Origin of the sequence: Roseomonas sp. AR75 (assembly GCF_005222815.1) — a bacterium.
In the GTDB taxonomy this organism is placed as follows: domain Bacteria; phylum Pseudomonadota; class Alphaproteobacteria; order Acetobacterales; family Acetobacteraceae; genus Falsiroseomonas.
Map to the genome: position 1 here is coordinate 880704 of NZ_STGB01000001.1, position 18964 is coordinate 899667.

19 protein-coding genes are annotated in these 18964 nt (G+C 70.6%); 11 read left to right on the forward strand and 8 right to left on the reverse strand.

What is annotated here, in order from left to right:
- Positions 1-69: 69 nt before the first annotated feature.
- Complete coding sequence (locus E4T13_RS04080) at positions 70-3228, reverse strand: efflux RND transporter permease subunit (RefSeq protein WP_137176935.1); 3159 nt, start codon at positions 3226-3228, stop codon at positions 70-72.
- Between the two features lie 25 nt (positions 3229-3253).
- Positions 3254-4369 carry an efflux RND transporter periplasmic adaptor subunit gene (locus E4T13_RS04085; protein WP_137176936.1) on the reverse strand — a complete coding sequence of 372 codons (1116 nt, stop codon included), beginning with the start codon at positions 4367-4369 and terminating at the stop codon, positions 3254-3256.
- Between the two features lie 309 nt (positions 4370-4678).
- Between E4T13_RS04085 and E4T13_RS04090 the strand changes: the two genes are divergently transcribed.
- Both E4T13_RS04090 and E4T13_RS04095 read left to right on the forward strand, forming a co-directional pair.
- Positions 4679-4933: an Lrp/AsnC ligand binding domain-containing protein gene (locus E4T13_RS04090; RefSeq protein ID WP_137176937.1), complete on the forward strand. Its 255-nt coding sequence runs from the start codon at positions 4679-4681 to the stop codon at positions 4931-4933.
- 100 nt (positions 4934-5033) lie between these two features.
- Positions 5034-5279 carry a hypothetical protein gene (locus tag E4T13_RS04095; protein ID WP_137176938.1) on the forward strand — a complete coding sequence of 82 codons (246 nt, stop codon included), beginning with the start codon at positions 5034-5036 and terminating at the stop codon, positions 5277-5279.
- A gap of 1 nt (position 5280) precedes the next feature.
- Here the strand turns inward: E4T13_RS04095 and E4T13_RS04100 are convergent, their stop codons facing one another.
- From E4T13_RS04100 to E4T13_RS04110, 3 genes are all read right to left on the reverse strand, one after another.
- Entirely contained in the window at positions 5281-6777 is a 1497-nt protein-coding gene (locus E4T13_RS04100) for an amidase (protein WP_137176939.1), read from the reverse strand.
- Between the two features lie 28 nt (positions 6778-6805).
- A complete protein-coding gene (ggt, locus tag E4T13_RS04105) occupies positions 6806-8413 on the reverse strand; it encodes a gamma-glutamyltransferase (RefSeq protein ID WP_240790980.1) in 1608 nt (535 codons plus the stop codon).
- 91 nt (positions 8414-8504) lie between these two features.
- A complete protein-coding gene (locus tag E4T13_RS04110; RefSeq protein ID WP_137176940.1) occupies positions 8505-9269 on the reverse strand; it encodes an SDR family NAD(P)-dependent oxidoreductase in 765 nt (254 codons plus the stop codon).
- A 107-nt stretch (positions 9270-9376) separates the two neighbouring features.
- On the opposite strand from E4T13_RS04110, the gene E4T13_RS04115 reads away from it, so the two are divergent.
- Both E4T13_RS04115 and gpt read left to right on the forward strand, forming a co-directional pair.
- Positions 9377-9715: a tRNA-binding protein gene (locus E4T13_RS04115; RefSeq protein ID WP_137176941.1), complete on the forward strand. Its 339-nt coding sequence runs from the start codon at positions 9377-9379 to the stop codon at positions 9713-9715.
- 145 nt (positions 9716-9860) lie between these two features.
- Positions 9861-10349: a xanthine phosphoribosyltransferase gene (gpt, locus tag E4T13_RS04120; RefSeq protein ID WP_137176942.1), complete on the forward strand. Its 489-nt coding sequence runs from the start codon at positions 9861-9863 to the stop codon at positions 10347-10349.
- Between the two features lie 18 nt (positions 10350-10367).
- Here gpt and E4T13_RS04125 read toward each other — a convergent pair whose 3' ends face one another.
- On the reverse strand, positions 10368-11684 hold the full coding sequence (locus tag E4T13_RS04125) for a hemolysin family protein (RefSeq protein ID WP_137177698.1): 1317 nt from the start codon (positions 11682-11684) through the stop codon (positions 10368-10370).
- Positions 11685-11797: 113 nt separating this feature from the next.
- Here E4T13_RS04125 and E4T13_RS04130 point away from each other — a divergent pair, with 113 nt between their 5' ends.
- The 7 genes from E4T13_RS04130 (at position 11798) to E4T13_RS04160 (ending at position 16621) form a co-directional block, all read left to right on the forward strand.
- Complete coding sequence (locus E4T13_RS04130; protein WP_137176943.1) at positions 11798-12235, forward strand: DUF3429 domain-containing protein; 438 nt, start codon at positions 11798-11800, stop codon at positions 12233-12235.
- Between the two features lie 66 nt (positions 12236-12301).
- Positions 12302-12604: a hypothetical protein gene (locus E4T13_RS04135; RefSeq protein WP_137176944.1), complete on the forward strand. Its 303-nt coding sequence runs from the start codon at positions 12302-12304 to the stop codon at positions 12602-12604.
- Between the two features lie 54 nt (positions 12605-12658).
- A complete protein-coding gene (locus E4T13_RS04140) occupies positions 12659-13477 on the forward strand; it encodes a MurR/RpiR family transcriptional regulator (RefSeq protein WP_137176945.1) in 819 nt (272 codons plus the stop codon).
- A gap of 23 nt (positions 13478-13500) precedes the next feature.
- On the forward strand, positions 13501-14127 hold the full coding sequence (locus E4T13_RS04145) for a bifunctional 4-hydroxy-2-oxoglutarate aldolase/2-dehydro-3-deoxy-phosphogluconate aldolase (RefSeq protein WP_137176946.1): 627 nt from the start codon (positions 13501-13503) through the stop codon (positions 14125-14127).
- Positions 14124-15050, forward strand: coding sequence for a sugar kinase (locus tag E4T13_RS04150; protein WP_137176947.1), 927 nt, complete (start codon positions 14124-14126; stop codon positions 15048-15050). The genes E4T13_RS04145 and E4T13_RS04150 overlap by 4 nt, the downstream gene beginning before the upstream one ends.
- Positions 15051-15121: 71 nt before the next feature.
- Positions 15122-16090, forward strand: a complete 969-nt coding sequence (locus tag E4T13_RS04155; protein WP_137176948.1) for a tripartite tricarboxylate transporter substrate binding protein — start codon at positions 15122-15124, stop codon at positions 16088-16090.
- A gap of 54 nt (positions 16091-16144) precedes the next feature.
- Positions 16145-16621, forward strand: coding sequence for a DUF3830 family protein (locus tag E4T13_RS04160; RefSeq protein ID WP_137176949.1), 477 nt, complete (start codon positions 16145-16147; stop codon positions 16619-16621).
- A gap of 21 nt (positions 16622-16642) precedes the next feature.
- Here the strand turns inward: E4T13_RS04160 and E4T13_RS04165 are convergent, their stop codons facing one another.
- Positions 16643-17944: a sulfatase gene (locus E4T13_RS04165; protein ID WP_206030065.1), complete on the reverse strand. Its 1302-nt coding sequence runs from the start codon at positions 17942-17944 to the stop codon at positions 16643-16645.
- A gap of 8 nt (positions 17945-17952) precedes the next feature.
- On the reverse strand, positions 17953-18924 hold the full coding sequence (locus E4T13_RS04170) for a tripartite tricarboxylate transporter substrate binding protein (RefSeq protein WP_170984782.1): 972 nt from the start codon (positions 18922-18924) through the stop codon (positions 17953-17955).
- Between the last annotated feature and the right edge of the window lie 40 nt (positions 18925-18964).

Consider the following 18964-nt stretch of genomic DNA (forward strand, 5'->3'; position numbering starts at 1 on the left):
AGCCCTTCCTCCGCACCTCAGCGGGCGGAGGTTTAGCCCGCGGCGCGCGGCCCGCCTACTCCGGCGATCCTATTCCGCCGGCGCCGGATGCGGCGCGGGATCGCGCTTCTCGAGCTCGGTCAGACGCGCGGCGATCGCGCCGATCGGCTTCGTATAGCCCGCGAGAAGGACGTAGAGCGCCGGCACCGCATAGAGGGTGAGGAAGGTGGAGAGGCTGACGCCGCCCACGATCACCCAGCCGATCGCCATGCGGCTCTCGGCGCCCGCGCCGGTCGCCATGGCAAGCGGCACGGCGCCGAACACGGTGGCGATGGAGGTCATCAGGATCGGCCGCAGCCGCACCACGGACGCTTCCAGGACCGCGTCATGGATGGACAGGCCGCGGTCCCGCAGCTGGTTCGCGAATTCCACGACGAGGATGCCGTTCTTCGCCATCAGGCCGATCAGCAGGATCATGCCGATCTGGCTGAAGACGTTGAGGGACTGCCCCGTCATGTGCAGCGCCAGCAGGCCGCCGGTCACCGCGAGCGGGGTCGAGAGCAGGATGATGAAGGGATGGACGAAGCTCTCGAACTGCGCGGCGAGCACCAGGAACACCACCAGCAGCGCCAGCGCGAAGGTGAAATAGAGCGCGCCGGAGCTTTCCTTGAACTCAAGGCTCTGGCCGCGATAGCTGATCCGCGCTTCCGGGGGCAGCACCTCGCGCGCCACGCCTTCCAGATAGGCCAGCGCATCGCCCAGCGAGTAGCCTGGCGCGAGCGACGCGCTGATGGTGATGGCGCGCACCCGGTCCTCGCGCGACAGCGATTGCGGCCGCGCACGCTCGCTGAGCGTCACGACGTTGGACAGCGGAACGAGGCCACCCTGCTGCGCGCCGCTGCCGATCAGGCCGAGCGCGCCGCCGGCACTGGTCCGGATGAAGATGTTCTGCAGGTCGTAGGGCGTCGCGCGGTCCTGTTCGCGCGCCTGGAGCAGCACCTTGTACTCCTCGCCGCCCTCGACATAGGTGCCGGCCTCGCGGGAGCCGAGCATCGTCTCGATGGTGCGGCCGACCGCCTGGATGGACACGCCGAGCTCGGCCGCCTTACGCCGGTCGATCTCGACGCGGATCTCTGGCTTGGTCTCGCGGAAATTGCTGTCGAGGTTGAGCAGGCGCGGATTCTCCCGCGCCTTCGCCAGGAAGCGGTCGCGCCACTCCACCAGCGTGCCGTAGTCGGTGCCGCCGATCACGAACTGCACCGGGGGCTGAAAGCCGCGCTGGCCGAGCGACGGCGGGTTGAGCGCGAAGGCGCGCACGCCCGGGATGGCCAGCAGCTTGGGCATGATCTCGGACGTCAGGGTCTGCTGCTTGCGCTCCCGCTCATGCCAGGGCGCCAGGCGCATGAAGACATTGGCGACATTGGCCTGGGCCGGGCGCTGGAAGCCACCGACCGTCGCGAAGATCGATTCGACCTCGCCACTGTCGATGTAAGGCTGCACGATCTCCTCGATGCGCCGGACGTGCTCGCCGGTATAGGCGAAGCTCGCGCCCTCGGGGCCCGTGGTGGGGATGATGACCACGCCTCGATCCTCGGTCGGCGCGAATTCCTTCGGCAGCGCCTGGAACAGCCCGATCGCCATCGCGGAGACCAAGGCCATCACGCCGAGCGTCAGCAGCGGCGCGCCGAGCGCCCGCTTCAGCGTCACGCGCAACAGCCAGTTCATCCCGAGGAAGAGCGGCTCCGTCCAGCGCACCAGCCGGCTCTCGCCCTCATGCGGCTTCAGCAGCTTGGAACACATCATGGGCGTCAGCGTCAGTGCGATGAAGCCCGAGAACATCACGGACGCAGCCAGGGCGAAGCCGAATTCCGTGAACAGCCGGCCGGTGTTGCCGCCCATGAAGGACAGCGGCAGGAAGACCGAGATCAGCACCAGCGTGGTCGCGATCACCGCGAAGGCGATCTCGCGCGCGCCGCGGAGGGAGGCGAGCAGCGGATGCTCGCCCTCCTCGATGCGGCGGTGGATGTTCTCCAGCACCACGATCGCGTCGTCCACCACCAGCCCGATGGCCAGCACCAGGCCGAGCAGCGTCAGCACATTGATGGAGAAGCCGAGCGCGGCGAGCGCGATGAAGGACCCGATGATGGAGACCGGGATCGCCACGGCCGGGATCAGCGTCGCGCGCCAGGATCGCAGGAAGAAGAAGATCACCACGACGACGAGCGTCAGGGCGATCATCAGCGCGTGCTCGACCTCGTAGATGGACTGGCTGATGAACAGGCTTTCGTCGTAGCCAACCACCACTTCCACGCCTTCCGGCACGGAGCCGCGGATGCGCTCCACCTCCTCCTTCACGCCGTCGGCGACGGAGAGGGTGTTGGCCGTGGACTGGCGCAGGATGCCAAGCCCGATGGCCGGCTTGCCATTGATGCGATAGCCGCCGCGCGTGTCTTCCGGCGCGACCTCCACCTGGGCCACGTCGCCGAGCAGCACCTGCGCGCCGCCGACGCGGCTGATCACCACCTGGCGGAACTGTTCCGGCCGGTTCATGCGCGTGTCGGTGCGCACGGTCAGCTCGCGCGCATCGCTCTCGATGCGGCCGCCGGGGAGTTCGACATTCTCGCGCCGGATCGCGTCCTCGACATCCTGCGCGGTCAGGCCGCGGGCAGCGAGCGCCTGGCGGTCCAGCCAGATGCGCATCGAGGGCTTGCGCTCTCCGAGCACCAGCACCTGCGCGACACCGTCCACCACGGCAAGGCGGTCGGCGAAGCGGCGGCGCGCGATCTCGGTGAGTTCCATGCCGGACAGCTGGTCCGACACGAGCGCGATCCAGAGGATCGGCCGCGCATCGCCATCCACCTTGGCCACGATCGGCGTGTCGGCGGCTTCCGGCAATCGCGCCAAGGTTCGGGCGACACGGTCGCGCACGTCGTTGGAGGCGGCGTCCACGTCCCGCGTCAGGCGGAACTCCATCGTCACCTGGCTGCGCTCGTCGCGCGACACCGAGGTCATGACCTTGATGCCCTCGATGCCCGCGACCGCGGCCTCGATCAGCTCGGTGATCTGCGTGTCGATCACCGCGGCGGAGGCACCGCGATAGGTCGTGGTGATGGAGATCACCGGCGGGTCGATCTTCGGGTATTCGCGGATCGGCAGCTTCGCCAGCGAAGCGAGGCCGAGCACGATCAGCAGCAGGCTGACCACGGTCGCGAAGACCGGGCGCTTGATCGAGATATCGGAGAGAACCATGGCGTGTGCCTTCCCCGTCCCCCGGTCAGGAGGTCGGCCGCGTCAGGGTTTCGACCACGCGCACCGGCGCGTCGTTGCGCAGGCGCTGGATGCCGCGCACCACCACCATCTCGCCGGCCCGCACGCCGGAGAGCACTTCCACCTCGCCCTGCAGGCGCTGGCCGAGGCGTACCTCCACGCGCTTGGCGCGGTTGTCGCGGACGACGAAGACGAAGTTGCGGTCGCCGAGCGGGTCGAGCGCTTCCTCCGCAACCAGCATCGCATCCTCGCGGCGCTGCATCTCGATGTCCACCGTCATGAAGAGGCCGGGCTTGAGGACCTCCTGCGGGTTCTCGAACTCGCTGATCACGCGGACGGTGCGCGTGGTGGTGTCGATCCTGGTGTCCACCACCAGGACCCGCCCCTCGAAGCGACGGTCGCCGAAGGCGGCCGAGCGGGCGATCACGGGGCTGCCGACGCGCACGCGCGCCACATAGACCTCGGGCACGGCGAACTCGACCCGGACGCGGGAGATGTCGTCCAGCGTGGTCACCACGGTGCCGGGCTGCACCAGCGCGCCCACGCTCACCTGGCGCAGGCCGACGCGGCCGCTGAAGGGGGCAGTGACGCGCAGCTCCTCGAGCTTCGCCTGCGCCTGGCGCACGCGACCCTCGGCCTGGCGGGTCAGCGCCTCCAGCGTCTCGAGGCGCTGGGCGGTGATGGTCTGGCCGGGCTGCAGTCCGCGTCCGCGGACGAGCTGGCTTCGGGCATCGTCGAACAGGGCGCGCGCCTGGTCCAGCTCCGCGCGCAGGGCGGCGGCGTCAAGCTCGACCAGCACCTCGCCTTCCTGGACGTTCTGGCCTTCCTGGAAGCGGATCGCCTGGACGATGCCGGTCACCTTGGTGGTGATGGTCACCGCATCGCGGGCGCGCACCGTGCCCACGCTCTCGCTGCGATCCACCACCGTTCCGGTCCGCACGGGCGACACCACGACGCCTACCGGCCCACCGCCCCCGCCACGCTGCGGTCCCGTGGGGGCAGCCGCCTCCAGCCCGACGAGCGCGAGCGGCCGCGGAAGCCCGAACTGCTCGCCATAGATGTGCCAGGCGGCACCCAGGCCCCCAAGGAGGGCCAGGATGGCAAGCTGGGGAAGTGTTCGCATTCGATCGGTCCTGATCCCCGCTGTTCTGGCGCGTCAACGAAGTTCCGGCAAGGGTTCAAACGTGTCCATTTGTTTCCATGGCCTCGAAATGCTGCACCGACGCCGTGCTTCTCCGCGCGATGGGCCAGTTCGGCGTTACGCACCGAACCGTGGCATGGGCGCGCTTAGGGGCCGGTCCCGTCAGGCCAAGCAAGCTTTATGCCGCTGCCGCCGCCGCCCTGTGCCCGAGACGTAACGCCGCCCGGCGATCTAGCCCTCGGCGGTCCCAAGCGCCAATGTGGTGTGGGCAAGCTCCGGGAGCGAGAGGCGATGCGCGCGATCTTCGTGATGATCAAGTGCGAGATGGGGCAGGCCTACCGCGTCGCCCGCGAGATGGCCGACACCATCCCCCAATTGTCGGAGATGCACTCGATCAGCGGGCAGTACGACCTGCTTGGCAAGTTCTATCTGGAGACGGACGAGGATATCGGCCTGTTCGTGGTGGAACGCATCCAGAGCGTGGCCGGCATCAAGGACACCTACACGCTGCAGACCTTCAACGCCTTCTCCGGCGGTCGCGCCTGAGCCTGCCCCCGCGCCGCCGCAATCGACGCGCTGCGGACACAACCCCGCCCGAAGGGGGCCGCGCCGTGTCGCGACGATGCCAGGCGTGGAGGAACCGACGATGCGCCTGCTTCCCGCCCTTGCCCTCTCCGGCGCCGTAGTGCTGGGCGCCTGCACCAATCCCGACGGCACGGTGGATGTGCCGGCCACGCTGGCGCTAGGCGCCGGAGCGGCGATCGCGGGGCTTGCCATCGCCTCGGCCGCCAATCCGCCGCGCTACACCAACAACAACTACTATTATGGGCGGCCTGCCTATCGGTACGGCAGGCCGGCCTATGGCTACGGCCGGCCCTACCGCCGCTGGTAGCTCAGCCCCAGGTCCGGAATTCCGGCATCTCCGCGATCGGCCGCGCCGCCGCGAGCGCGGCGATGTCCGGCACTGGCCGCGCCAGTTCCGCATCGCCCGCGACCGCCAATTCGATCGCCGCAGCCACCGCCAGCACCAGGGCATCGCCGCCGCGCGGCCCGACGATCTGAAGGCCGAAGGGCATGCCCGCGCGATCCTTGCCGAGCGGCAGGCTGATGGCGGGATGCCCGACCAGCGTGACGGCATAGGCCATCGCCAGCCAGTGGTAGTAGGTGCGCGTGGCCTGCCCGTCGATCTCCGCCGGGTAGAGTTCACGCCAGTCGCGCGGGCTGAGCGTGATGGCGGGCGTGATGATCACGTCATGGTCGCGGAAGAAGCCCTGCCAGACGCGGTAGAGCCGGGTCTGCTCCGCCGCGGCGCGGGCATAGTCGGCCAGGCTGTAGCGCAGCCCCTCCTCGACATTCGCGCGCACATTCGGCCCAACCATGTCCGGGGTCTTCCGCACCTTCTCCAGATGGCCCTGCAGGAAGCTGGCGGCGCGCAGCACCTCGAAGGCCTCGTCGCTGCCGGCGCAGTCGGGCGAGGCATGGGCGATGCGGCCGAACATCGATTCCAGTTTTGCGACGCGCTCTGCGAATACCGTGCGAATATGCTTCTCCGTCGGTGCGAAGCCGAAATCCGGCGTCGCGGCCACGCGCAGCGCCGAAAGATCCACCCGCATCGGCGGGAACAGGTCGCGATCGCCCTTGCGCACGGCCCGGCCCGGCAGCGTGTAGGCCAGCGGATCGAGCGCATCGTCATCCGCCATGGCGGAGAGCAGCAGCGCGCAATCCTCGGCGGTGCGCGCCATCGGTCCCAGCACCGGCAGGTTAGACCAGCCGAGGCCGCGCCGCTCGCTCGGCACCATGCCCGGCGAAGGGCGGAAGCCGACGATGCCGTTGAACGCCGCGGGATTGCGCAAGCTGCCGCCGGTGTCGCTGCCGGAGGCGATCGGCACCATCCCCGTCGCCAGCGCCACGCCCGACCCGCCGGAGGAGCCGGCGGCGGACTTGCTCGGGTTGAAGGGATTGCCGGTCGCGCCATAGACCAGGTTGCGGGTGTTCGCGCCGGCGCCGAATTCCGGCGTGTTGGTCTTGCCCACCACGACAGCGCCGGCCGCGCGCAGATTGGCCACCATCGCCTCGTCGCGCGTGGGGATGTGCTCGGCGAAAAGCGGGCTGCCCCAGGTAGTGCGCAGGCCCTTGGTTTCCTCCAGGTCCTTGATGCCGATGGGCAGGCCGTGCAGCGGGCCGAGTTTCTCGCCCGCCATCACCGCCTGCTCGGCGGCCTTCGCCGTGGCGCGGGCACGATCCTCATCCAGCGCGACCATCGCGTTCACCGCGTGGTTCACTTGGCCGATGCGGCGGAGGCAGCTTTCCAGCAGCTCGACCGGGCTCAGCTTGCGCGCGCCGATCAGGCGGCGGGCGGCGACGGCGGTGAGGTCGCAGGGTTCGGTCATGCGGAGGGGTCCCTTTGCATCAGCGCCGTCAGTAACCCAGCGCGCAGCCATCCTTGCGCGGGTCGGAACCGCCGACGAGGCAGCCGCGCGCGCGGTCGATCAGGATCGCCTGGCCGCCGCCATGCGGCTTGTCGATCAGCTCGCACTCATGGCCGAGGCGGTTCAGCCGGTCGATCGCGGCGTGCGGGATGCCGCGCTCGATCTGCACCTTGCCCAGGCGCGGGAACAGGCGCGGCGCGTCGAGCGCCTCCTGCACGTCCAGCCCGTATTCGAAGTGGTTGGCGAGGAACCAGGTCTGCCCCATCGGCTGGAAATGCCCGCCCATCACGCCGAAGGGCATGATGGCCTGGCCACCCTGCATCACCATGCCCGGGATGATGGTGTGCATCGGCCGCTTGTCCGGCGCGATGCAGTTCGGGTGGCCCTCCTGCAGGCGGAAGCCGTAGCCGCGGTTCTGCAGCATCACGCCCGACTTCTCCGCCAGGATGCCGCTGCCGAAGCCCTCGAAGAGCGAGTTGATGAAGGAGCACGCATTGCCGTCGCGGTCCACGACGCAGAGATAGACGGTGTCCTTGTGCTTCGCCCAATCCGCCTGGCCCGCCGGCGGCATCTCCGCCATGGCGCGGTCGTCGCGGATCAGACCGGCCAGCTTCTCCAGATAGGTGTCGGAGGTCAGCTTGCCGACGGGCACCTCGACCTGGGTGGGGTCGGCGAGGAAGGCATCGCGGTCGCGATAGGCGAGCCGCGCGGCCTCGATGTGGCGGTGCATCCGCTCCACCGAGAGGAAGCCGCCCTCCGCCGTGCCCAGCCGCTCGATCATGCCGAGGATCATCAGCACCAGCAGGCCCGATCCGTTGGGCGGGCACTGATACACCTCCATGCCGCGCCAGGCGCGGCGGATCGGCTCCACGAAGTCGGCCACGGTGGCGCCGCGGGCGAAATCCTCCTCGGTATGGGTGCCGCCGGCCTCGCGCAGCGTGGCCACGATGTCGGCGGCGACCGCGCCCTCGTAGAAGGCCTTGGCGCCGCCCTTGGCGATGGCGCGCAGCGTGGCGCCGAGCGCCGGCTGCACGAAGCGGTCGCCGAGCCCGAAGGCCTCGCCGTCCTTCAGGAAGTGCCGCGCCGCGCCGGCATGCTTCGACAGCTTGCCGACCGATGAGGCCCAGTCGCTGGCGACGCGGGCGGAGACGAAGAAGCCGTCCTCCGCGTAGCGGATGGCCGGCTGCAGCAGCTCGTTCAGCCCCTTGCGCCCATGCGCCTTGTTCAGCGCCGCCCAGGCGGAGACCGCGCCGGGCACGGTGACGGAATGCGGCGAGAGCGGTTCCATCTGGGTGAGGCCGGCAGCCCGCAGCGCCTGCGGCGTCGCGCCGCGCGGCGCCCGGCCGGAGCCGTTGATCGCGATCACCTTGCCCGTTCCAGCGGGCGCATAGAGGCAGAAACAATCGCCGCCGATGCCGGTGGATTGCGGCTCCACCACCGCCAGCACGGCCGCGGCGGCGATGGCGGCATCCAGCGCGTTCCCGCCGGCGCGGAGGATGTCGAGCGCGGCAAGCGTCGCCTGCGGCATGGAGGTTGCCGCCATCCCGTTCGCGGCATAGACGGCGCTGCGGCCGGGTGCGTGGAAATCGCGCTTCATCGTGCTTCCTCGGAGACAATCCCCTCCCCCGCTTGCGGGGGAGGGCCAGGGTGGGGGCCGCGCGCACTCATCCAGGGCACGCGCCCGTGTTTCAGTGGGTCAAGGTTCCACCATCGATCACAAGGCTCAGCCCCGTGACCATGCTGCTGACCGGGGCGGCCAGGAACACCACGGCGCCCATGATGTCCTCCACGGTCATCACGCGCCCAAGCGGCATCGCGCGCACCACGCGCGCGCGGAACCTCTCGTCGTCCAGCACGGGCTTCGTCAGCGGGGTCTCCACGAAGCCGGGCGCGATGGCGTTCACGCGGATGCCGTGCGGGCCGAGCTCGAAGGCCATCGCCTTGGTCATGCCCTCCACGCCGTGCTTGGTCGCGGAATAGACGCTGCGGTTGCTGCCGGCGACATGGCCGTTGACCGAGGACAGGTTGATGATCGAGCCCTGGATCCCGGCCGCGACCATGCCCTGCGCCACGGCCTGGGCGGTGGTGAACATCGCCCGCAGGTTCAGATCCAGCAGCGCATCCACCGAGGCGTCCTTAAGTTCCAGGAAGGGCTCGCGGATATTGGTGCCGGCGTTGTTGACCAACACCTGGAACGGCCCCTCGGCGGCCACCGCGGCACGCACCGCCGCGCGGTCGGTGACGTCAAGCCGGACCGCCCTGGCCTGATGCCCCGCGGCGCGGAGTTCGGCCGCGGTCTCCTCCATCTCCGCCAGGGTCCGTGCGGCAAGCACCACCGCGGCGCCGGCCTCCGCCAACGCCACTGCGGCGGCGCGGCCGATGCCCTTGCTCGCCCCGGTCACCAGCGCGCGCTGCCCATCCAGGCGGAAGCTCGGCGTGACGGGCAGGCTCATCGGCGTTCCTCGGGCGTCTTCGCGCGGGTGAATGAACCGCGCGCCGCCCGGGCGCAAGGCCCGCCGCCGGCTGTTCCAAGCTGCCGCGCCCCGGGCTATGACGCGCCATGGACCAGATCGCCTATGCCGATTTCGAGCGGGTGGACATCCGCGTGGGCACGGTGGTGGATGCCCAGCCCTTCCCCGAGGCCCGCAAGCCCGCGATCAAGCTTTGGGTGGAGTTCGGCGAGGGCATCGGCGTGCGGCAATCCTCTGCCCAGCTCACCGTCCACTACACGCCGGACCGGCTGATCGGCCGCCAGGTGATGGCCGTGGTCAATTTCGCGCCCCGCCGCATCGCCGGCTTCGAGAGCCAGGTCCTGGTGCTCGGCCTGCCGGACGAGAACGGGGCGGTGGTGCTGCTCCGCCCCGACCTGAAGGTGCCCGACGGCGCGAAGATGTTTTGATGGATTTCTTGTGCCCTCAGACGCCGGGCGGCCGCATCCGCGGCCTTGGCTTCGCGGCACGAGCCGCGGGCCGCATTCGCGGCCTCAGCCCGCTGATGCGGGCTGCCGGCGACGCGCGGCTTGAGGGCTGACCAAGGGGACCCGCATGGCCATCCGCTACTACACCGTCACCTGGGACCAGCTGCACCGCGACGCCAAGGCGCTGGCCTGGCGGCTGGTGGACAAGGGCCCCTATGCCGGCATGGTCGCCATCACCCGCGGCGGCCTGATCCCTTGCGCGATCATCTCGCGCGAGCTGGAATGCCGCCTGATCGAGACCGTCTCCATCGTCACCTACGATGAGGAAAAGCGCGGCGAGCCCAAGGTGGTGAAGCCGCCCGCGGCGGCGCTGGACGCCAAGGGCGAGAACTGGCTGATCGTCGACGACCTGGTGGACACCGGGACAACCGCCAGGGTCATCCGCGCGCTGCTGCCGAAGGCCCATTTCGCGACGGTCTATGCGAAGCCCGCCGGCAAGCCGCAGGTGGACACCTTCATCACGGAAGTGAGCCAGGACACCTGGATCCTGTTCCCCTGGGACACCGAGCCGCAATTCGTGGCGCCGATCGCCAAGTCGCACGCGAACGGCAGCTGACAGCCGGAGGCGCCGGGCTCAGCGCACCGGCGCCGCCAGCCCCGCCTCCGCCACCTCTTCCTTCACGGCCAGCACCTTGTCGATGCGCCGGCCATCCATGTCCACGATCTCGAAGCGCCAGCCGGCCCAGACGATACGGTCGCCCTCCTTCGGCACGCGCTGCAGCAGCGCCAGCATCAGGCCGGCAACCGTGTGATAGGTGCCTTCGCGCGGCAGGTCCGGGAGGTCGAGCCGCGCCTTCAGCTCGTCGCTCGCCATCATGCCGTCCAGCAGCAGGCTGCCGTCATGGCGCGTCACCGCGGGCTGCGATTCCGAAGGCTCGGGCACGCCCAGCTCACCGACGATGGCCTCGAGCAGGTCGGAGGCCGTCACCACGCCCTCGAAGCTGCCGTATTCATCCAGCACCAGCGCCATGCCGATGGGATCGCCGCGCATCCGCTCCAGCGCGTCCAGCGCGGAGAGCGTGTCCGGCAGCACCAGCGGCTGGCGCATCGCCGCCGGCACCGACAGCGGCGCACCTTCCAGGATCTGGTCGAGCAGGTCCTTCGCGGCGACCACGCCGACCACGTTGTCCACGCGCCCGTCGGCCACGACGAAACGGGTGACGTTGGAGGCGCGCAGCCGCGCCGCGACATCCTCCGGCGGTGCGGTGCGGTCGATCCATTCCAGCTCGTTGCGCGGCGTCATCAGCGCGCGCACCGGCTTGTCCGCCAGGCGCAGCACGCGCTCGATCATCTGCCGCTCTTCGGTCTCGATGGCGCCGGAGGTGGCGCCCTCCGCGACCACCGCCTTCACCTCCTCCTCCGTCACCGCCTGGTCGGCGGGGTCGTGCCGGCCGAACAGGCGCAGCACCGCGGCGGAGGAGGTGGAGAGCAGCCACACCACCGGGCCCGTGGCGCGAGAGAGCCAGGACAGCGGCCGCGCGACCAGCACGGCGATGCGCTCGGGCTGACGCAGCGCAAGCTGCTTCGGCACCAGCTCGCCGAGGATCAGTGAAAGGTAGGTGATCAGCACCACCACCAGGGTGAAGGCGATCTCCGAGGCGAAGCGCTCCAGCCCCGGGATCTCCGCCAGCAACTCGCCAATGCCTCCCGAGAGCCGGGCGCCGCCGAAGGCACCGGCGAGGATCCCGACCAGGGTGATGCCCACCTGCACGGTCGGCAGGAATCGCTGCGGATCATCGGCAAGCGCGATTGCCGCCGCGGCCCCGGCGCTGCCCCGGCGCTGCATCGCCTGCAGGCGGAGGCGGCGTGCCGAGACGATCGCCAGTTCGCTCATCGCGAAGGCGCCGTTCAGCAGCACAAGCAGCAGGATCAGCAGGATCTCGAGGCCCATGGCCATGCGGGGAAGCGTCTCCGAGGGATGCGGTGCCCCTGCATGTAGCGACAGGCGGGCTGCAGGGAAACGCCGGGCCTTGCGCCCGGTGCCCGCGGGGAAACATCCGGGCCATGACAGAACCCCTCCCCCCTGCCCCGGCGCGCCTGCTCGGCACGGCCGGTCTGATCCCGTTCATGGGCCTGGCAATCGCGGCATGGGCCGGCTGGCCACCGGCAGCGCCGGCACTTGCCGCCTATGGCGCAACCATCCTGGCCTTCCTGGGCGCCGTGCATTGGGGCCTGGCGCTCCGCGCGCCGGCCTCGGAACAGGGCGCGGGCACGGCGCGCTACGCTCTTGGCGTGTTGCCCGCGCTGCTCGCCTGGGTTGCGCTGGTGGTGCCGCCGCTCCAGGCGGGGCTGGTGCTGCTCGCCCTGGGCATCCTTGCGACGGCGGTGTTGGAGACCCTCGGGGCCCGGGCCGGTCTTGTGCCGTGGCACTACCTGCGGCTGCGCTGGCTCCTCTCGGCCGGCGCAAGCGGCGCGATGTTTCTCGCTTCTCTGGTCGTATAGGGATCTTCTGGGGATTGTCTCAAAAAAGACCTTCGTGTTAGGCTCCTGTTAACGACGGAGCCGCCCATGCCCCAAGACGCCGCCGAGATCCCCGAGGCCGCGCTGATCGCCTTTCCCGACACGCCGGCCAGCCGTCTGCGCCGAGCACTGCGCCAGCTTGAGGTCGCGATAAACGAGCAGAGCGAAGCCGTGGCCGCGTTCCGGAACCAGATCGGCGCGCTGGGCGGGGCTGTCGCCGGCCTCGATGCGCGGACGCAATCCTTCCGCAGCGCGCTCGCGGAAGCGGCGCAGGAAGCCGATCGCGCCCGCGCCGCCTCGGCGGAGCTGATGGCGACCGCGGCACTGATGGAAGCGACGGCACGGCGCTGACCGGCTGCGCTCCGCCGCGCGCGGGGCTACCCTCCGAATCGAGGAGGACACCCGGTGCGCGAGCGGATCGCCGAAGTGCTGGACCGACTGACCCCGGCCGAGCGCCGGGTTGCCGAGTTCGTCGCTGCGGATCCGGGGGCCGTGCCGGAGGCGACGGTGGCCTCCGTGGCCCGCGCCGCCGGCGTTTCCGAGCCCACCGTCATTCGCTTCTGCCGCGCCCTGGGTCTGGATGGCTTTTCCGGGCTGCGCCTGGCCGTGGTGCGCGACCAGGCGGCGGGCCCCGCGCCGGCGCCGCGGCGGATCGAGCCGGGCATGCCGGCCGGCGAGGCCGGGATCGCGGCGCTGGAGTCCGGCCTTGCGACCCTGAGTGCCGCGCGCCAGGCGCTTGACCGTGACCTGCTCGCGCGTGCCGCGCTGGCGCTGCTTCTCGCCACGCGGGTCGAGATCTGGGGCAGCGGTGCCGCCTTCGCGCCCGCCTGCCATCTCGAGGCCGCCCTCGCAGGCCTCTGCCGCGGTGTGGTCGCGCGATCCGACGCGGCGCGACAACGCGAAGCCGCGATCGGGCTGGAAGCCGAAGGCGTCGCCGTCTGCTTCTCCCCCATGGGCACAGAGCGTGACCTGCTGGTCGCGGCGCGGCTGGCGGCAGCCGGCGGCGCTTCGGTGATCGCGATCACGCGGCCGGCCTCGCCCGTGGCGATGGCGGCTTCCCTCATCCTTCCCTGCGTGCTGCACAGCGAGGCCGGTCCGGGCGACCCCGCTGCCCTGTTGCCTTTCGCATTGGCCGAGGCGATGGCTGCCGCAGCCGCCGCACTCGCCCCGCCCGCCGCCGCAGCCAGGCTGCGGCGCATCGCCGAGGCCCGCACCGAAGGCTGAGACGGCCAGGAGTTATCGACGCCATGCATCCTCTCATCCCGCGCCTCGCAGCCGCCCGCATCGTACCGGTGGTGCGCACCACCCGCCCCGAACTCGCCGAGCGTGCCGTGGAATGGCTGCGCGGCGTCGGCATCACCGTCTTCGAGATCACGATGACGGTGCCGGACGCACCGGGACTGATCCGGCGCCTTGCAGCCGATCCCGCGCTGCTGGTGGGCGCCGGGACGGTGCCGGACCGCGCAGCCGCCGAGGCCTGCCTGACCGCCGGCGCGCAGTTCCTCGTCGCGCCCTGGGTCGACGCCGCCGTCGCGCAGGCCGCGAAGGCCGCCGGCGCCTGCACGCTGCTTGGCGCCATGACGCCGACCGAGGTGCGCGCCGCGCTGGCCGCGGGTGCCGATGCCGTGAAGATCTTCCCGGCGTCCTCGGCCGGGGGACCGGCGCATATCAAGGCGCTGCGCTCGGTCTTCCCCGATGTCGCGTTCTGCCCGACCGGCGGCGTCGATGCGCGCACCGCGCCCGACTACTTCGCGGCCGGCGCGTCCTTCGTCGGCATTGGCGGGAAGCTGGTGGATGAGGGTTTGCTGGCGCGCGGCGACCGCGCGACGGTCGAACAGGCCGCGCGCGAGGTGCTCGGGATCATGCAGGCATGAGCGGGATCCTCTGCATGGGCGAGCCGATGCTGGAGTTCAGCCAGTTGCCGCCCGACGGATCGGGGCGCCGGCTGTATCTCGAGGGCTTCGGGGGCGACGCCTCCAACGCCGCCATCGCCGCCGCGCGCAGCGGCGCGAAGGCGGGCATGCTGACGGCGCTCGGCGCCGACCGCGCTGGCGAGGCCTTTCGGGCATTGTGGCGCGAGGAGGGGGTGGGGGATGGCGCCGTGGCGACCAACGCCGCTGCGCCGACCGGCATCTATTTCATCACGCATGACGAGGCCGGCCATCACTTCACCTTCCATCGCAAGGGCAGCGCCGCCGCGCTTCTGGGACCGGAGGCGCTGCCCGAAGCCGCCATCCGCGCAGCGAAGGTGCTGCACCTGTCGGGCATCACGCTGGGCATCTCCGACGCGTCCTGCGATGCCGCGTTCCGCGCGATGGAGATCGCGCGCGAGGCCGGCGCGATGATAAGCCTCGACACCAATCTGCGCCTGCGCCTGTGGCCGCTGGCGCGTGCCCGCGCCTGCATCCACGCCGCGGCGGCGGTGGCCGGCATCGTCTTCCCGTCCTTCGACGACGCGCAGGCGCTGACCGGCCTTACGGACGCGGACGCCATTGCCGATTTCTACCTGGCGCTCTGCCCGCGCGTGCTGCTGAAGCTCGGCCCTGAGGGCGTGCTGATGGCGACGCGCCAGGATCGGCAACGCATCCCTGGTTTCCGGGTCGAGGCTGTGGATGCCACGGGGGCGGGCGACACCTTCGCCGGCGCCTTCCTCGCGCGCCACCTCGATGGCGCGGGCTGGGCCGATGCCGCGCGCTACGCCAATGCGGCGGCGGCGCTCTCCACCCGCGGCTATGGCGCGGTCGCGCCGATCCCGCGCCGCGCGGAGGTGGAGGCCTTCCTCGCTTCGCAGCACTGATCGGCGCCCGGTTGACGCTGCGACGCTTCTGCGCGCCACAATGCAGACCTGATCGGAGGGAGGAAGAACGGATGCAGTCCCGGCGTGCGGTCCTTGCGACCCCATTCCTGCTCGGCCTCGCGGCGAAAGGCGCCGCAGCCCAGGCCTATCCCGCCCGCCCCGTGCGCATCGTGGTCCCCTTCCCGCCCGGCGGCTCCACCGACATCACCGCGCGGCTGATCGCGGCGCGGCTGCAGGAGAAATGGGGCCAGTCCGTCGTGGTGGACAACCGCGCCGGCGGTGACGGCATCATCGGCACCAGCGCCGTCACGCAATCCGCGCCCGACGGCTACACGCTGCTGCTGGCGGCGAGCGCGCTGCCCATCGCCGCGGCCGGTCGCCGGCGCATGCCATATGATGTGGAGAAGGATCTGGCGCCGATCACCCTGCTCGGCACCATCTCCAACGTGCTGATCGTGCATGAGTCCGTTCCGGCGCGCACGGTGCAGGAGTTCGTCGCGCTCGCGCGGGCACGGCCGGGCGCGCTGAACTTCGCCTCGGCCGGCGCCTCCACCGGGCAGCGCTACGCCTTCGAGCTGATGAAGCAGCAGCTCGGCATCGATGTGGTGCATGTGCCGTTCCGCGGCGGCGCGCCGGCCGGCCAGGCGCTGATCTCCGGCCAGGTGGAGAGCATGATCGTCAACGGGCTGGAGGCGATGCCGCTGATCCAGACCGGCAAGGCACGCCCGCTGGCGGTGACGACGAAGGACCGCATTCCATCCCTGCCGGACGTGCCGACGCTCGCCGAGACGGTGATGCCAGGTCTCGATGTCAGCGTGTGGCAGGCGGTCTTCTCGCGCGGCGGCACGCCGGAGCCGATCATCGCGAAGCTCAACACCGATATCCGCGCCGTGGTCGCGGAACCGGCGGTAACACAGCGGATGCGCGAGCTCGGCCTGACCGTGCGCACCACCAGCCCGGCCGAGCTCGGCGCCTTCCTGAAGCATGAGCTGGAGACCTGGACACGCGTGGCGCGCGCCGCCGGCATCCAGGAGGATTGACCGGCCGCGTGGCGCGGCCCGATCCTGGCCGCGCCACCCAATTCGGAGCTTCCCATGCCGCGCCTGCTGCGCTTCACCTTCGTCGATGCCGGCGTCTCCGGCCGCGTCGAGCTGCACGAGACGCTCGCGGCGAAGACCGTGGATGCGATCTGGGGCGCGCTGGCGCAGCCGATCCGCGAACTGAGCTTCCACGCGATGTTCGCGGGGCCGGAGATCATGGTCGGCCTGCCGAAATCCGCCCAGACCTTCGACCCGCGCGGCCTGCCGCCGGAGAACCAGACGGTGATCCCGACCCCGGGCGACGTGCTGTGGTTCTACCAGGCGCCGAACATGATGAAGGGCCTGGCCGACGAGTTCTGGGAGATCGGCATGTTCTACGGCGACGGTGGCCGCGTCTTCGGCCCGCTGGGCTGGACGCCGGTGACGATGTTCGGCCGCATGCTGCCCGAGGATCTGCCTGCGTTTGCCAAGGAATGCGCCGACATCCGGCTGCGTGGCGCCAAGATGCTGGAGATCCGGCGCGAGGGTTGAACGCCCCCGCGCCAGCCCGAATCACCACAGCATGTCGCTGAGGTTCTTGAAGGGCGCCGGCAGGTTGGCCGGCGCCGGCAGCATCGTGGCGTCCCACTGCTCCCATTGGTGACGCAGCGCCTTCAGGCGCTCCGGCTGCTTCTCCGCGAGGTTGCCGCGCTCCCGCGGGTCCCAGGCGATGTCGAACAGGAATTCGCGCTCCGCGACCTTCAGGTATTTCCAGCGCCCCTGCCGCACCGCGCGCTGCGACCGGTTGGCCATCCGCCAGTAGAGCGTGCGCTCCTGCTCCGGCACGGCGCCCGACAGAAGCGGCAGCAGGTCCATCCCGTCCAGCGGATGGTCGGGATGCGGCGCGACGCCGGCGGCGGCGAAGCAGGTGGCGCTGAGGTCCATCGTGATCGCCACCTGGTCCGTCACGCGCCCCGCGGCGATGCGGCCCGGCCACCAGGCGATCTGCGGCACGCGCAGACCGCCTTCCAGCAGGTCCCATTTGCGCCCGACGAAGGGCCAGTTCTTGGAATAGCGTTCACCGCCATTGTCGCTGGTGAAGACCACCAGCGTGTCCCGGCCGGTGCGCGCCTTCAGACGCCGCACCGCCTCCATCACGCGGCCGATGCCGGCATCGAGGACGCCCATCATCTCCGCGTAGATCCGCGGGCTGCCGCCTTCCGCGAGTTCGGACGGCACCAGCTCCCGCTCCCGCGCCGCTGCCTCGTCGGAGGGCGCCGACCAGGGCCAGTGCGGCGCGGTGTAGTGCAGGCTGAGGAAGAAGGGCGCGTCGCCGGCCTCATCCACATAGGCGGTCGCGCGATCGCTCAGCAGGTCGGTCGTGTATCCCACGAGATCCACGGTGGTCTCGCCTTCGTACAGGTCGAGGTCAAAGCCGTCGCCGACATGCGTGAAATAGCCGGTATAGCCGCCCATGATGCCGAAGAAGCTTTCGTAGCCGGACTTGAGCGGCCCGAAGCGCGGCAGGTAGCCAAGGTGCCACTTGCCGATCAGCGCCGTGCGGTAGCCCGCGCGCCGCAGCATCTCCGGCATGGTCGGGAAGCCCGGCGGGATGCCCATGCTGGGATCCTCGCGCTGCGAATGGCGCAGCGGCTCCGCCAGGCCGAGCGCATGCCGGTACTGGTATTGCCCGGTGATGATGGCGACGCGCGTGTTGGTGCAGAGCGGCGCATTCGCATAGGCCTGGGTGAAGCGCGCGCCTTCCGCCGCCATGCGATCCAGGTTCGGCGTGCGGAAATCCGTCTGCCCGCAGCAGGAGAGATCGGCGTAGCCGCAATCGTCCACGACGATGAAGAGGATGTTGGGGCGTTCCATGCGCGGGCTCATTGCGCCCGGATGTTCCGCGCCGCCATCAGCTCAGTCCAGCGGCGCTTCTCCGTCGCAAGCCATTGCGTCGCGGCAGCGGGCGCGATCTGCCAGGGATCGATGGCCTGTTCGCGCAGCTTCTGCTGCACGCCGGGATCGGCCACGGCGCGCTGCACCTGTGCGCTGACGCGCGCCACGATGTCCGGCGGCGTGCCGGCCGGCAGCCACACCAGGTTGCCGAGCTGGACCTCGAAGCCGGGATAGCCGCTCTCGATCATCGTCGGCACCTCCGGCAATTGCGGCACGCGCTGCGGGCTGGAGACGGCGAGCGCGCGCAGCGCGCCGGAGCGGACATGGCCGATGGCGTTGCCGATCACCACGAAGGCGGCCGGCACCTGGCCGGCGATCAGGTCCGTCATCGCCGGCGCCCCGCCGCGATAGGGGACATGGCTGAGCCTCAGCCCCGCGACCGAACCGAGATACTCCATCGTCAGATGCCCGCCCGAGCCGATGCCGCCGGAGGCATAGGGCACCTCGGTCGTCTTCGCGTGCGCGACGAACTCCGCCACCGTCCGCCAGGGTGCGCGCGGGTTGACGACGAACAGCGACGGCATGACGCCGATGGTGCCGACCACCGTCAGGTCGCGATCGGCGTCGAAACCCATCTGCGGCCCGTAGAGCGCCGGATTGACCGTGGCGATGCCGTCCGAGTTCACGAGCCAGGTCAGCCCGTCCGGCCGCGCCTGCGCGACCGCGCGCGATCCTATATTGCCGTTCGCGCCCGGGCGGTTCTCGACGACGATGGTTTCGCCCGCCTGCTCGCCGATCTTCTGCGCGAGCAGCCGGCCCATCAGGTCGGTCGTGCCGCCCGGCGGAAAGGGCACGATGATGGTGATCTGACGCGACTGCGCGCGCAGCGGCAGCGGCGCAGCGAGCATGGCAGAGCCAGCCAGCAGGGCGCGGCGGCGCAGCATCGGATGAGTGGTCATTCTTCTGGCCTTTCCTGGCATTTCCCGGCGGGCAGCATCG